Source organism: Amycolatopsis sp. cg9 (assembly GCF_041346945.1).
Classification (GTDB): domain Bacteria; phylum Actinomycetota; class Actinomycetes; order Mycobacteriales; family Pseudonocardiaceae; genus Amycolatopsis.
In genome coordinates this window covers 1104475-1118276 of record NZ_CP166850.1, presented here as the reverse complement: position 1 = coordinate 1118276, position 13802 = coordinate 1104475, and the positions used below count along the sequence as shown (strand labels likewise).

Sequence of the window (13802 nt, the reverse complement as noted above, 5' to 3'; positions counted from 1 at the left end):
TTGGTTGGACGGGGGCGGGTGGTGTTGGCCGGGGCGTGTGTTCGGCCGGAGGGGCCTGGCTGGGGCTTTGGGGGCGGGCATCGGCCGGGCGGGGGGCAGGCGGTGCTGCTGGGGGCGCACAACGGCCGGAGGGGCGCCGGGCAGGACTTTGGGGGCGAGCTTCGGCCGGGGGGGAAGTCTGGCGGTGCTGCTGGGGCGACCGGTGGTTGGGCGGGGGCCTGGCGGAGGGGCGTGCCGGCCTTTGGGTTGGAGAGCCCGCGCTGGTCAGTGGAGACCACGGGCGGGGAGCACCAGCCGATTGGGGAGTCCAGCGGGCCTGTGCCGGCCGGTCAGTGGTCCTGCCGCCGCAGTCGGGGCTGGTACCCCGGCGCGGGGCGAGCGTCGGCCGGGGGAAGGTCTGGCGATGCTGCCGGGGGTGTGGACATCGGCTGGCCGGTGAGCCAGGCGGTGCTTTCGAGGGGCGAGCATCGGCTGGGCGGGAGTCTGGTGGCGCAGCTGGGCAGGCACCGGCTGGGCAACCGACCGGCGCCGACCGGGCCGCAAGAGCGGCAGCTGCGCCCCGCCAGGCCGGCCGCCCTGGCTCAGACCCGCTCGGTAAGCGCCAGCAATGCCCGCCTCAGCGCTGCCGCGCTGGCGTCGCGGGGGTCGGTGTGCTGCTCCGCTTCCGCCGCCGCCTCTGCCGCGCCCACCTCGTCGCCGACGGCGTCGCAGGCTCGGCTCAGCACGAGCCACGTCAGCCCTGTCGCGGAGCGGCCGCCCATCTCGCGGAATTCCGTCAAGCACTGCCGCAGGACCGGGATCGCCTGCGCCGCGCGGCCTTCGCCGATCCAGCCCGCGGCCAGTGCCCGGGTGCAGGACAGCTCGCGTGGCCGCTCGTCCAGTTCCCTTGCCAGCTCTCGGGCTTCTCCGAACGCCGCCATCGCGCCGTCGCGGTCGCCCGTTGCCGCGGAGATCGCGCCGAGGGTGCGCAACGACTTCGCCAGCTCCGAACGGGCCGGTGTCGGGCGCAAGTGGTCCACCCCTTCCGCGATCGCCGCGGCCGCCTGGACGTCGTCGCCGGTCAGGAGCGAGGACCACGCCAAGCCGTGCAGGGCCGTGCCGATCTGTCGTGCGTCGCCGGTTTCGCGGGCCGCTGCCAGTGCGATGCGGTCGACGTCGCGTGCTTCCGCCACCCGGCCGAGCCGCAGGAGGGCCGCCGATTCCGCCGAGCGCACGCGGAGCGGCTCCGGTTGACCGTCCACTGTGAACAGTTCGCGCGCGTGGGCCGCCGTCGCCAAGGCTTCTTCGGCGTCGCCGAGCCCGATCAGGCAGTGGGCCAGGTTGGCCGTCACCCACGCGTGGGTGCGGTGTTCGCCACGCGCTTCCAGCTCCTTCGCGCATTGGCGGTACGCGGCCGCGGCCTCCTCGTACTGACCGCGTTCGTGGCGCAACAGCGCGAGGTTCGCCTCGGCGAGCAGCGCGACCGCCGGGTCGTCCGTCGCGGCGAGCACCGTTTCGTACGCCGCGCGCATCTCCGCGTACTGGCCGTGCAGGTACAAGTACACGCTCAGCTTGTCCAGCAACCGCACCGCGTCCGGGGCGGGCAGCCACCCGATCAGCAGGACGAGGTTCGCGCGCTCGGCGGCGAACCAGTCGTCCGGGCGCGCCAGCAGCCGCGCCACCAGCTCGCCGGGCAACGGCTGGGGAAGCTGCGAAGCGGCCGGCGGTGGCATCGGCACCGTGCGCGGCAGGCGGGCCGCGGCCGCGTCGGCGAGGGCGAGTGTCGCCGACAGCACCGTCCGGAGGCCGCCGGTGTCTTCGGCGAGCTCCGCCGCGTACAGCCGGACGAGGTCGTGCATCCGGTAGCGGCCCTCGCCGGCCGGGTCCGCGCCGCGCGCCTCCAGCAGGCTCGCCTCGACGAGCTCTTCGACGGCTTCGTCGGCCTCCGGGGCGCCGATCAGCGTCGTCACCGCCCAGGCCGGGAGGTCGGCGAGGCGGCAGCGGCCGAGCAGCCGGAACGCGCGCCGCGCGGGCGGCCGGAGGCCTTCGTAGCTCAACGCGATGCTGCTGCGGACGGCCAGGTCGCTGACGGTCAGCTCGTCGAGCCGTCGGACTTCGTCTTCGAGGCGGCCGGCCAGCTCGCCGAGCCGCAGGTGCGGGCGGATGGCCAGCCTGCTGCCGGCGATCCGCAGGGCCAGCGGCAGCCGCGCGCACGCCGCGATGATCCGCTCGGCGTCGGCCCGCTCCCGGGCGACCCGCGCCCCGGCGAGCCGGTTCAGCAGCTCGACGGCGTCGGCGCCGGACAACGGCCCGAGCGGCAGCCGGTGCGCCCCGGCGAGCCCGCTCAGCCGGCGCCGGCTCGTCACGAGCACCGCGCACCCCGGCGTCCCCGGCAGCAGCGCGCGGACGTGCCCGGGGTCCGCGGCGTCGTCGAGCACCACCAGCACCCGCCGGTCGGTGAGCCGGCCGCGGAACACCGCCGCGCGCGCCCGGACGTCGTCCGGCACCGCGGGGCCGGGCACGCCGAGCGCGCGCAGGAGGTCGGCCAGCACGTCGCCGATGTCGCGGCCGGCGAGCGGGACGTACAGCTGCCCGTCCGGGAAGCGCGCCCGCAGCCGATGCGCGGCGCGCACGGCCAGGGTGCTCTTGCCCGCGCCCGGTTCGCCGCTGAGCACGGCGACGGGGACGCCGCGGTCGTCGCCCAGCACACCGGTCAGCTCGGCGAGCTCGGCTTCGCGGCCGGTGAAGTCCCCGATGTCCGGCGGCAGCTGGCACACCGGCCAGACCGGCGGCGGCAGCCGCGGCACCGGGTCTTCGCCGCGCAGGACGGCCGCGTGCACCCGCCGGGCCTCCGCGCCGGGTTCGACGCCGAGCTCTTCGATCAGGGTGGTCCGCAACCGCCGGTAGACCTCGAGCGCGTCGCCCTGCCGCCCGGCCCGGTGGAGCGCGATCATCAGCTGCGCGGCGAGCCGTTCGCGCAGCGGGTGTTCGGTGATCATGGCCTGCAGCTCGCCGGTCAGCTCCCCGTGCCGCCCGGCGGTGAGCTCGGCGTCGACGCAGTCTTCGAACACGGCGAGCCGCTCGGACTCCAGCCGCGCGACGTCGGCGTCGAGCCGCGGCACGTGCAGCCCCGCCAGCACCGGCCCCCGCCACTGCGCGAGCGCCCGCCGGTAGTGCCCGGCGGCTTCGACGGCGTCCGCGGCCCGCTTCCCCTCGGCGGCGGCCGACCGGAAGCCGAGCAGGTCGAGCTCGCCCGGCTCGACGTGCAGCCGGTAGCCGAGCGGCCCGTGCTCGACGCGGAGGCCGTCGATCCGCTCGCGCAGCCGGGAGAGGTAGGTGTGCAGGTTGGAGGTGTGGGACTTCGGCGGCCCGCCCGGCCACAGCGCTTCGACCAGCACGTCGACGTGGACGTGCTGGTTGGCGTTGACCAGCAGCACGGCCAGCAGCGTGCGCTGCCGCTCGCCCCGCAACGCGACCCAGTGCCCGGGCGGACACTCGATGGCGAGCGGCCCGAGCACGCCGAAGTGAGCCATGTCCGCCCTCCCGAGTACCGGAACGGCCACCGTAGCGAAGGGGTCCGACAAAACCGGGCGGTGCGGCGGGACCCGAGGCGGGTCCTCTAGGCTCCAACCCGGCAATTCGGGAACGTCGGCAGGGGAGCGGTCGTGTCAGCTGGAGGCGGAACCAAGGCGATCATCGCGGCCCTCGGGGCGAACGCCGGGATCGCGGTCGCGAAGTTCGCCGGCTTCCTCGTCACCGGGTCGTCGTCGATGCTGGCCGAGTCGGTGCACTCGCTGGCCGACACCTCGAACCAGGGCCTGCTGCTGCTCGGGCAGAAGACGTCGAAGCGGGAGGCGGACCAGGAGCACCCGTTCGGCTACGGCCGCGACCGGTACTTCTACTCCTTCATCGTCGCCCTGATGCTCTTCAGCCTGGGCTCCGCCTTCGCGATCTACGAAGGCATCCACAAGATCGGCCACCCCGAGCCGCTCGAATCGCCGATCGTCGCGGTGGTGATCCTGGTCGTCGCGCTGTGCCTGGAGGGCTACAGCTTCTACACCGCGATCACCGAGTCGAAGAAGATCAAGGGCGACGCCGGCTGGTGGGGCTTCATCCGGCAGGCCAAGGAACCCGAGCTGCCCGTCGTGCTGCTGGAGGACGCCGGCGCGCTGCTCGGCCTCGTCTTCGCGCTCGCCGGCGTCGGGCTCGCGGTCGCGACCGGCGACCCGGTCTGGGACGGCATCGGCACCCTCGCCATCGGCGCGCTGCTCGGGGTCATCGCGATCATCCTGATCGTCGAGATGAAGAGCCTGCTCATCGGTGAAGGCGTCACCGCACAGGTGCTCGCGGTCATCGTCGACGAGCTCGCCGCCGGGAAGGTCGAGCGCGTCATCCACATCCGCACCCAGTACCTGGGGCCGGACGAGCTGCTCGTCGCGGCCAAGCTGGCGATGGTGCCGGGGCTCGACACGGCCGAGCTGGCCACGGCCATCGACGACGCCGAGGCCCGCGTCCGCGCCAAGGTGCCGGTCGCGAAGCTGATCTACCTCGAGCCGGACCTCGACCGCAGCCTGGCGAAGTAGCTTCAAGATCCACTTCCGGGCGTTCGGCGAGCCGTCACGGACGTGACCCGTTAGGGTGACGTACCGCGATAAACGCAGTTCAGCCGCAGGAGGTCAACGGTGCCCGGAACGGGATTGTGGCGCACTAAATCGATCGAACAGTCCATTTCGGACACTGATGAGCCGGACACCAAGCTCCGGCGGAACCTCAGTGCCTGGGACCTCACGGTGTTCGGCGTCGCCGTCGTCATCGGCGCCGGGATCTTCACGCTGACCGCGCGCACCGCCGGTGACTACGCCGGGCCGTCGGTGTCGCTGGCGTTCGTGTTCGCGGCGATCGCGTGCGCCCTCGCGGCGCTCTGCTACGCGGAATTCGCGTCGACCGTGCCGGTCGCGGGCAGCGCGTACACGTTCTCCTACGCCACCTTCGGCGAGTTCATGGCGTGGATCATCGGCTGGGACCTGATCCTCGAGCTCGCCGTCGGCGCCGCCGCGGTGGCCAAGGGCTGGTCGGTCTACCTCGAGACGGTGCTCGGCTACCTCTTCGGCAAGGGCACCACGACGACGTTCGCCGTCGGCGGCGTGACCGTCGACTGGGGCGCGCTGCTCGTCGTCGCGATCCTGACGACGCTGCTGGTGCTGGGCACGAAGCTGTCGTCGCGGGTGTCGATGGTGATCACCGGCGTCAAGGTCGCCGTCGTGCTGTTCGTGATCATCCTCGGCATCTTCTACATCAAGGGCGCCAACTACACGCCGTACATCCCGCCGGGCGAGACCGGCGGGGCCGGCCAGACCGGCGTCGACCAGTCGCTCTTCTCGCTGATCGCGGGCGGCGCGAGCAGCTCGTTCGGCGTGTTCGGCCTGCTCGCCGGCGCGTCGCTGGTGTTCTTCGCGTTCATCGGCTTCGACATCGTCGCGACCACCGCCGAGGAGACGAAGAACCCGCAGAAGGCCGTGCCGCGCGGCATCATGGGCTCGCTGGCCATCGTCACGGTGCTCTACGTCGCGGTGTCGCTGGTGGTCGTCGGCATGACGAACTACAAGAAGCTGGCCACCGACGCGGGCGACGGCAGCCACAAGACCCTCGCCACGGCGTTCTCCGACAACGGCGTCGACTGGGCGGCCAACATCATCTCCTTCGGCGCGCTGGCCGGCCTGACCACCGTCGTCATGGTGCTGATGCTGGGCCAGGTCCGGATCATCTTCGCGATGTCGCGCGACGGCCTGATGCCCCGCGGGCTGGCGAAGACCGGCGAGCACGGGACGCCGAAGGGCGCGACCCTCATCGTCGGCGGCCTGGTCGCGCTCGCGGCCGGGTTCTTCCCGGCGGACAAGCTCGAAGAGATGGTCAACGTCGGCACGCTGTTCGCCTTCGTGCTCGTCTCGGCGGGGGTGATCGTCCTGCGCCGGACGCGCCCGGACCTGCCCCGCGCGTTCAAGGTGCCGCTGATGCCGGTCATCCCGATCCTGGCGATCCTGGCCTGCGTGTGGCTGATGCTGAACCTGACCGTGCTGACCTGGCTGCGGTTCGTCGCCTGGATGGTGCTGGGCGTGGTCATCTACTTCGCCTACAGCCGCCGTCATTCGCTGCTCGGCAAGCGGCAGGCCGACGGGACCGGCGACCCCGTCAAGACGCCCGACGCCTGATCCGCACGAGAAGGCCCCGTCGACCGGATTGCGCAGGTCGGCGGGGCTTTCGCGTGCGCATGGTACGGAACAGCCGGTCACGAACGAGTTAAAAGGATCTTGCTCTGCGCGCCCAAAGGGGGACCCCGCGTAAAGGGTCGAGTGACGTGCGATACCTTTCGATCCTCCGCGTGCCACTGACGGGTGAATTACAGCAGTGTGGTTACACGCTCAGTGGTGCCGCGACCACAGATTTCGCAAGTGCTGTCTCCCCGCCGGTACAGGAGTTCCTCTATGCGCAGACGTACCTTCCGCGGCGCCGTTGCGGTCATGGCGCTGACCACCGCTGCCCTCATCGGCACCGCCGGCTCCGCGCTGGCCTGCCACAGCGACGACAACCGCCCGCACCCCACGCCGGGCAAGGCGACGCCGTGCGCCGAGGGCACCGACCTCAGCCAGAGCGACGTCGACTTCAAGATCGTCAAGAACCGCCTCAACATCTCGAAGGTCCACGAGGGCGTGACGGTCAAGCGCATCGTCGTCATCGGTGGCGACGACGGCTTCAACGACTACACCCCGGGTGCCCGCGGCCTCGAGAAGGCCGCGCCGTGGAACGACCTGCGCGCGCCGTTCAGCCGCAACGGGCGTCAGGCCGACATCGAGAAGTGGTACCTGTGCGGCACGAAGACCGAGAAGCCGACTGAGACCACCACGGCCCCGACCCGGCCGACGAAGCCGACCGAGACCACGAAGCCGAGCGCCCCGGCGTCCTCGGAGACGGTCGCGCCGACCAGCACCACCGCGCCGGCCGCCGTCCCCGCGGGCAACGAGTCCGGTACCGGTGGCGGCCTGGCCAACACCGGGTTCGACAACAGCTGGCTGATCTGGATCGCGGCCCTGCTGCTGGTCGCCGGTGGCGGTCTGCTCGCGCTGCTGAAGTTCCGTCGCAAGGCTTCCGAGTAAGCCTGGTCGAAGTGCCGTGAAGGCCGCCTTCAGGAACTACAAGTTCCTCGAGGTGGCCTTCACGGCTTTCCGGGGAAGTCGCCGAAGAGCAGACCCTGCTCGCCACCGGAAGGTTTGCCGAGGCCGGCGGCCATCGCGACGGCGCGGTCCCACTCCGCGTCGACCACGTAGTCCTGGTGCCGGAGCACCCCCGGGGCCCAGCGGTGCCGCCCGGTCGGGCCGCGCAGCGGGTCCGGCAGCCAGTGGTCGCCGCCGAGGATGAGGACGCCGTTCTCGTCGGCGCGGGCCTTCAACGGCCCGGAGCCGCCTTCGGGCTGGAACCCGACGCCGAAGAGCTGCCGGTCGGAGACTTCGTGGCGCCACGTCGTCACACCGCCGCCGAAGATGTCGGTGCCGCGGCACAGCGCCCGCCAGCGGCCGTCCAGGTCGGCGAAGAGCGTCTCGAGAGCCTCCTGCGGCAGCAGCGCCGGGAACGCCCGCTGGTACCCCCACTGCAGCGGGGAGCCGGCGGTGAGCACGCCGACGCGTTCGAGGTCCGCCGCCGGCAGTTCGGCCGCGAGCCGGGCGGCCGCCATGACCGTGAGCAGGCTGCCGAGGTTGTAGCCGGAGAGCACCACGCGCGTCCCCGGTTCGGCGAGGTGCTCGCGGGCCCGCGCGGCCAGTTCCGGGACGACCTTCAGCGCGTAGCACGGCGGAACCGTCGGGTGCGCCGCCCGCGGCCAGAAGCAGACCAGGTCGGCCAGCGCGCCGAGGTGGCGGCTGCGCTGCGGGGTCCGCGCGGCCGTGTAGACCACGCGCAGCAGGCCGGCGGCCAGCGCGCCGAGCGCGACCACGCCGATCGCGGACAGCGGCTTGAACCAGCCGGGGACCAGCCCGAACCCGAAGCGCAGCACCAGCAGCGCCGCACCGCCCGCGGACATCGCCGACGCCACCGCGAGCGCCAGGTGGTGCAGGTGCCGCCGCTCCCACGCCGACCGCGCCCACGCCGCCGCGGCCTGCGCCTCCTGGCGCTCGTCGTGCTCCATCAGCTCGACGATCTCCGGGACGCCCCGCCGCAGCCGGCGCAGCGGGACGGCGACCGCGAAGCCCAGCACGGCGAGCACCGCGGCCAGCGCGAGGCCGGCGCCCCAGAGCACCGTGACCAGCAGGTACGTGTCGGGCACCTGGAGCAGCTCCGCGCCGGACAGCCGCCGGAGCGCTTCGGCGAGACCGGCGCCGAACCCGCCGCCGAGCAGCCCGGCCAGCGCGAGCACCGGCGCGGCCGCCCAGCCGCCCAGCCACGGGCGCAGCCGGCGCGGCTTGTGCCGCCAGCCGGGCCGGGCCAGCAGCGCGGCCGGGGCCAGGAACAGCGCGAACAGCACCGCGACGACGACCAGCGCCGCGCCGAGGCCTTCGACGACGCCGTTCGTGCCCGGCAGCGGGCCGGTGCCGGGGCGCAGCCGCACCGCGGCCAGGACGACCAGCAGGCTCGCGAAGGCGAGCACGCCGGGCCGGGCGAACCGGCCGGTGTCGACGCCGATCGCGGCCGCGACGACGACCGCGAGCACGACGGCCAGCGTGACGATCCAGACGACCAGGCCGAAGGTGTCGCCCGGCACCCGGAACGGCCCGCCCAGCAGCAGCAACGCGACCGAGGCCAGCGCGGCGACGGTGTGCAGGCAGCGCAGCGCCGGCGTCTCCGGGTCGGCGCGCATCCGCAGCGGCCCGCCGGTCAGGTCGCCGTCGGCGTGCACCGCCCAGGTCGCCGACGAGATCCGGTGCAGCACGAAGATCACGACGAGCAGCGGGACGACGCCGAGCGCGATCCGCGCGGGAACCGTGCGGAGCACGTCGGGGACCACGGGCAGGCAGCCCGAGCCGGGTGCGAGGCACTGGGTGGCGAACAGGTCGAGCGCGATCGCCGCGAGCTGGCCCATCAGCAGCATGGTCAGCAGCAGGGCGCCGACGCGCAGCAGGCCGCGGCAGACGGCGCCGAGGACGCGCGGGAAGCGGCGGTCCGGCGGGACCGGCGGCAGCATCCAGAAAGCGACGTTGGCCAGCGAGAACGGGAACAGCAGCGCCCAGGTGGCCTTGGCGGCGCCGCCGGACGTCATGCCGTGCCACAGGTAGCCTTCGAGGGTCCGCGGGATCGTCCGGCCGAGCGCCGGCAGCACGGGCCCGGGCGCGGGCCGCCGCAGCCGGTCGGCCGGGCGGATCACCCGGCCCAGCCCGTCGCCGGCGACGTCGACGGTCGCGACCGCGTCGAGCAGTGTTTCCCCGCTGGTGCCCACGAGGCCGGCGACGCGGATTTCGACGACACGGGTGTCCGGGCCGGGCATCGGCACGGTAAGGGTCTCCTAACCGCTCTAGGGAAGGTCGAGCGGACAACGGTAGTGTTCCGGTGTCATCGAGTCTTGGAGGAATCGCCACTATGCCCCCCGAAAGCGTTGCGAAGCGGCACGAGACCCGCAACGGCATCGAATTCGCCGTCGCCGACCTCGATGCCGCCGAGTTCGGCCGCAAGGAGATCCGCCTCGCCGAGCACGAGATGCCGGGACTGATGGCGCTGCGGCGTGAATACGCGGAGGTCTACCCGCTGCGCGGGGCGCGCGTGTCGGGCTCGCTGCACATGACCGTGCAGACCGCGGTGCTGATCGAGACGCTGGTCGCGCTGGGCGCGGAGGTGCGCTGGGCCTCCTGCAACATCTTCTCGACGCAGGACCACGCGGCCGCCGCGATCGTCGTCGGCCCGCACGGCACGCCCGAGGAGCCCAAGGGCGTCCCGGTCTTCGCCTGGAAGGGCGAGTCGCTCGAGGAGTACTGGTGGTGCACCGAGCGCATGCTCACCTGGGACGGCGAGGGTCCCAACATGATCCTCGACGACGGCGGTGACGCCACTATGCTGGTGCACAAGGGCACCGAGTACGAGAAGTCGGGCGTCGTGCCGACCCCGGACGAGAACACCTCGGACGAGTTCCGCGTGTTCCTCGAGCTGCTGCGCACCTCGGTCGCGGCCGACACGGGCAAGTGGACGAAGATCGGCGAGGGCATCCGCGGCGTGACCGAGGAGACCACGACCGGCGTCCTGCGGCTCTACCAGCTCGCGGCGGCCGGTGAGCTGCTGTTCCCGGCGATCAACGTCAACGACGCCGTGACGAAGTCGAAGTTCGACAACCGCTACGGCATCCGCCACTCCCTGATCGACGGCATCAACCGCGGCACCGACGTCCTGATCGGCGGCAAGGTCGCGGTGGTCTGCGGCTACGGCGACGTCGGCAAGGGCGCGGCGGAGTCCCTGCGCGGCCAGGGTGCGCGCGTGATCGTCACCGAGATCGACCCGATCTGCGCGCTGCAGGCGGCGATGGACGGCTACCAGGTCCGCACGCTGGAGAACGCGCTGCCCGAGGCCGACATCGTCATCACGACGACCGGCAACAAGGACGTCGTGCTGGTCGAGCACATGGCGAAGATGAAGCACCAGGCGATCCTGGGCAACATCGGCCACTTCGACAACGAGCTCGACATGGCGGGCCTGCAGCGCTACCCGGGCATCCGGAAGATCACCATCAAGCCGCAGGTCGACGAGTGGATCTTCCCGAACGGCAACACGATCATCGTGCTGTCCGAGGGCCGGCTGCTGAACCTGGGCAACGCGACCGGGCACCCGTCGTTCGTGATGTCGAACAGCTTCTCCAACCAGGTGATCGCGCAGGTCGAGCTGTTCACCAAGCACGAGGAGTACGACAAGGAGGTGTTCCGGCTGCCGAAGAAGCTCGACGAGAAGGTCGCGAAGATCCACCTCGACGCGCTGGGCGGGGAGCTGACGAAGCTCACGAAGGAGCAGGCCGAGTACATCGACGTGGACGTCGAGGGCCCGTTCAAGCCGGAGCACTACCGGTACTGAGGTTTCCGCGTTTTCGCTGGTGAGGGCCGCCCCGAAAGTGTTCGGGGCGGCCCTTTGTTTTGCGCTCTGAACAGTGATAGCACGATTGGGTGGCGTGTTATCATGGGGTGGTGAAACAGTTGATCACGAGGATCGACGACGAGCTGCACGCCCGGCTGAAGGCGCGAGCCGAAGCCGAAGGGCGCAGCATGAACGACCTGGTCACGGAAGCGTTGAGGGGCGTTGTGGCGAAGGCGGAAACCCGAGCGGAATGGAAACGGCGACTGATCGCCGAAGGCAAGGTCGTGCACGTCGAGGCGCCGGCCCACGTGCCGACCCTGGACGAGATCGAAGACCTGTCCCGCGGCTGGGGCACGGCTGTGAGCGAAGCACTCGACTGGACCCGAGGGGAGTGGTGACCGTGCTGTACGTCGACACCAGCGCGCTGGTCACGGCCTACCTTTCGGACGAGCCGGAGCACGACAAGTTCCGCAAGCTGCTGATCGAAGGCGATTCCCTGGTCGTGAGCAGCGACTTCACCCGCGTCGAGTTCGCCGGTGCCATGACGGCCGCCGAGCGGACCGGCCGGATTCCCGATCCCGCGACGGTGCTGGCGCACTTCGATCACCTCGCCTCGCCGGACGGGGACCTGGTGCTCATCCCGTTCAACCCGAACCGGATCATTCCCGCCGCGCGGCGGCTGGTCACCGAGAACTACCCCGTGCGCACCCTGGATGCCATCCACATCGCCGTCGCCATGCACGACACCGCCGAGCTCACCGGTGGCGAGCCGGTCACCTTCGTCACCCGCGACGAGCGGCAAGCCGAAGCTGCGAAGGCCAACGGATTCGAGGTGCTGTGACCGTCGAACTCTTCGCCGGGATCGCCGTCCGTGACTTCGCCGGTGCGGTCGCCTGGTACGAACGCCTCTTCGGCTCCCCGCCGACGTTCGTCGTGCACGACACCGAGGTTCTCTGGGAAGTCACCCCGCACGGCTCGGTCTACCTCGTGCTGCGGCCCGAACGCGCGGGCCTCGCCATGCACACCCTCTTCGTCGAGGACCTCGACGAGCGCGTCGCCGGGATCTCCGCGCGGGGCATCGAGCCCGCGGACCGCGAGACCTACGACAACGGCGTCCGCAAGATCATCTACCGCGATCCCGAGGGAAACGAGCTCGGCATCGGCGGCGGACCCGCGTAACCTCATGAACGTTCTTGGCTTCACGAACCTCACGGCCCGGTAGGTAGTCCGGGCGGTCCGCACGGGCTCGTTGTCCCGCAAGGGAAACCGGTGGCGCCAGGCTGATCCGTCACGCCTGGAGGTTTCCCGATGCACGGGGTGTTCACGCTGTACCACGACGGCCGGTTCTGGGTCGGTGTCTACGAAATCCACGAAGACGGCCTGGTGCGGGCCGCGCGGCACGTCTTCGGTGCCGAGCCGAACAACGCCGAGCTGGCGGCCTTCGCCGCGGGACGCGACTTCGTGCGTCTCGCCGACGAAGCCCGAGAGGCGCCGCCGGTTCCCGTCGAGCGGCGGCCGAAGCGGACTCACGACGACGAAGGCATCGGCACCGCCGCCCAGCGGGCGTTGAAGCACGCGGTTACCGAGCGGGCGATCGAAAACAAGGCGGCCCGCAAACGCCGTGCCGCCGCCGAAGCCGCCCGCCGCCGTGCCCTCGCCAAAGCGAAGTCGCGCGCCAAGCACCGCGGCCGGTGAGCGGCACTTTCACGTGAAAGTGCCGCTAGTTCCACTCCACCGCGACCCCGGCCAGCCCCGGCCCGGCGTCGCTGAAGAACGCGCTGCTGACGCCGCCCATGTCGCACGCCAGTTCCTCCGCCACCACCGGCAGGGCGTCGTCGCGCGCCCGGACCTGGCGGGTGCACCGGGCCGGCAGGGCGTTGCGGTCGAACCGGAGCTGGACGAGGTAGCTCGCGCACCGGTCGCGCAGCATCCGGTAGTAGCCCGGCGACGCCGACCCGGAATCGTCGCGGACCTCGAAGCAGAACACGTGGATGTCGCCCTCGGCGAGCTTGCGGTCGAACAGCAGCTCCGTCGCCATCGTGTCCGCGTCCGGGTTGCGGCGCATCCGCCCGACGCGGCAGCCCTCGTCGGTGATGAGCTCGACGTCGTCGATCCGGCAGCCCGGATCGCCGTTGTACACCGTCAGGTACCGGTCCGGGCCGTGGCGGCGGGCGCGCGTCACCAGCCGCGTGCGCAGGCTGACCTGGCGGTGCTCCGCGTCGAACGTGATCGTGTCGTGCACCGACAGCAGCTCGAGGTCGGCGTTGTAGTGGTTCGACGACGGGTACGCGCCGAGTTCGGCCAGCAGGTCCTCCACGATCGACCCCATGTCACCGGAACGCAGGTCGTGGAAGGACGCCGCCGGCTGGTGGCCGCGGCGGACCAGTCGCGGTCCGATCAGCACCACGAGGGCGTCCGCGGGCAGCTGGAGGACCGATTCCAGGGCCCGGACCGCCGGGAGCGCCTTCGGCACCTCGGGCTGGCGGAGCCCGCGTTGCCAGTAGCTCAGCGTGGACTGTCCGATTTGGACGCCGCGCAGCGCGAGGTGCGCGCGCAGCCGGGCGAGCGAGAGGCCGCGGTAGGCGATCGCCAGTCTCAGTGCGTGGTGGAACTCGCCGGTGCGGAGCGCCTCGGTCAGCTCTTTCGGCAGTTCGGCGACCGATGCCCGGGTCGTGCGGGCGCCATCGATGATCAGTGGGAGGTTCCCGTCTTGTGCCACCGCTCGTCCCTTCACCCGACCAGTGTGTGCGCTGGGCGTGAACACCGCGGAACGTTCACGTTAGCAGCGT

The 13802-nt window shown here is 71.7% G+C and carries 11 protein-coding genes; 8 read left to right on the top strand and 3 right to left on the bottom strand.

What is annotated here, in order from left to right:
- Window positions 1–581: 581 nt before the first annotated feature.
- Window positions 582–3512 (bottom strand): BTAD domain-containing putative transcriptional regulator, encoded by a 2931-nt coding sequence (locus AB5J73_RS04880; RefSeq protein ID WP_370968513.1) that lies wholly within the window; start codon window positions 3510–3512, stop codon window positions 582–584.
- 132 nt (window positions 3513–3644) lie between these two features.
- Between AB5J73_RS04880 and AB5J73_RS04875 the strand changes: the two genes are divergently transcribed.
- The 3 genes from AB5J73_RS04875 to AB5J73_RS04865 all read left to right on the top strand — a co-directional run bounded on the left by AB5J73_RS04875 (window position 3645) and on the right by AB5J73_RS04865 (window position 7130).
- Window positions 3645–4562 carry a cation diffusion facilitator family transporter gene (locus AB5J73_RS04875; protein ID WP_370968512.1) on the top strand — a complete coding sequence of 306 codons (918 nt, stop codon included), beginning with the start codon at window positions 3645–3647 and terminating at the stop codon, window positions 4560–4562.
- A gap of 99 nt (window positions 4563–4661) precedes the next feature.
- Window positions 4662–6188 carry an amino acid permease gene (locus AB5J73_RS04870; protein ID WP_370968511.1) on the top strand — a complete coding sequence of 509 codons (1527 nt, stop codon included), beginning with the start codon at window positions 4662–4664 and terminating at the stop codon, window positions 6186–6188.
- A 273-nt stretch (window positions 6189–6461) separates the two neighbouring features.
- A complete protein-coding gene (locus AB5J73_RS04865) occupies window positions 6462–7130 on the top strand; it encodes an LPXTG cell wall anchor domain-containing protein (protein ID WP_370968510.1) in 669 nt (222 codons plus the stop codon).
- 59 nt (window positions 7131–7189) lie between these two features.
- Here the strand turns inward: AB5J73_RS04865 and AB5J73_RS04860 are convergent, their stop codons facing one another.
- Window positions 7190–9448 (bottom strand): hypothetical protein, encoded by a 2259-nt coding sequence (locus tag AB5J73_RS04860; RefSeq protein ID WP_370972935.1) that lies wholly within the window; start codon window positions 9446–9448, stop codon window positions 7190–7192.
- 92 nt (window positions 9449–9540) lie between these two features.
- On the opposite strand from AB5J73_RS04860, the gene ahcY reads away from it, so the two are divergent.
- The 5 genes from ahcY (at window position 9541) to AB5J73_RS04835 (ending at window position 12708) form a co-directional block, all read left to right on the top strand.
- Window positions 9541–11013, top strand: a complete 1473-nt coding sequence (ahcY, locus tag AB5J73_RS04855; protein ID WP_370968509.1) for an adenosylhomocysteinase — start codon at window positions 9541–9543, stop codon at window positions 11011–11013.
- Between the two features lie 110 nt (window positions 11014–11123).
- Window positions 11124–11411: a toxin-antitoxin system HicB family antitoxin gene (locus AB5J73_RS04850; protein WP_370968508.1), complete on the top strand. Its 288-nt coding sequence runs from the start codon at window positions 11124–11126 to the stop codon at window positions 11409–11411.
- Window positions 11405–11854, top strand: coding sequence for a type II toxin-antitoxin system VapC family toxin (locus tag AB5J73_RS04845; protein WP_370968507.1), 450 nt, complete (start codon window positions 11405–11407; stop codon window positions 11852–11854). The genes AB5J73_RS04850 and AB5J73_RS04845 overlap by 7 nt, the downstream gene beginning before the upstream one ends.
- A complete protein-coding gene (locus AB5J73_RS04840) occupies window positions 11851–12192 on the top strand; it encodes a VOC family protein (RefSeq protein WP_370968506.1) in 342 nt (113 codons plus the stop codon). The genes AB5J73_RS04845 and AB5J73_RS04840 overlap by 4 nt, the downstream gene beginning before the upstream one ends.
- A gap of 129 nt (window positions 12193–12321) precedes the next feature.
- The gene (locus AB5J73_RS04835) at window positions 12322–12708 is read left to right on the top strand and encodes a YjdF family protein (RefSeq protein WP_370968505.1); all 387 of its coding nucleotides are present in this window, start codon (window positions 12322–12324) and stop codon (window positions 12706–12708) included.
- A 25-nt stretch (window positions 12709–12733) separates the two neighbouring features.
- Here the strand turns inward: AB5J73_RS04835 and AB5J73_RS04830 are convergent, their stop codons facing one another.
- Window positions 12734–13732 (bottom strand): hypothetical protein, encoded by a 999-nt coding sequence (locus AB5J73_RS04830; protein WP_003085563.1) that lies wholly within the window; start codon window positions 13730–13732, stop codon window positions 12734–12736.
- Window positions 13733–13802: the final 70 nt, after the last annotated feature.

Bases quoted from the DNA above. Each gene is read 5' to 3' on its own strand.
- AB5J73_RS04860 (WP_370972935.1), bottom strand. From the start codon at position 9,448: ATGCCCGGCCCGGACACCCGTGTCGTCGAAATCCGCGTCGCCGGCCTC.
- AB5J73_RS04865 (WP_370968510.1), top strand. From the start codon at position 6,462: ATGCGCAGACGTACCTTCCGCGGCGCCGTTGCGGTCATGGCGCTGACC.
- AB5J73_RS04880 (WP_370968513.1), bottom strand. From the start codon at position 3,512: ATGGCTCACTTCGGCGTGCTCGGGCCGCTCGCCATCGAGTGTCCGCCC.
- ahcY (WP_370968509.1), top strand. From the start codon at position 9,541: ATGCCCCCCGAAAGCGTTGCGAAGCGGCACGAGACCCGCAACGGCATC.
- AB5J73_RS04835 (WP_370968505.1), top strand. From the start codon at position 12,322: ATGCACGGGGTGTTCACGCTGTACCACGACGGCCGGTTCTGGGTCGGT.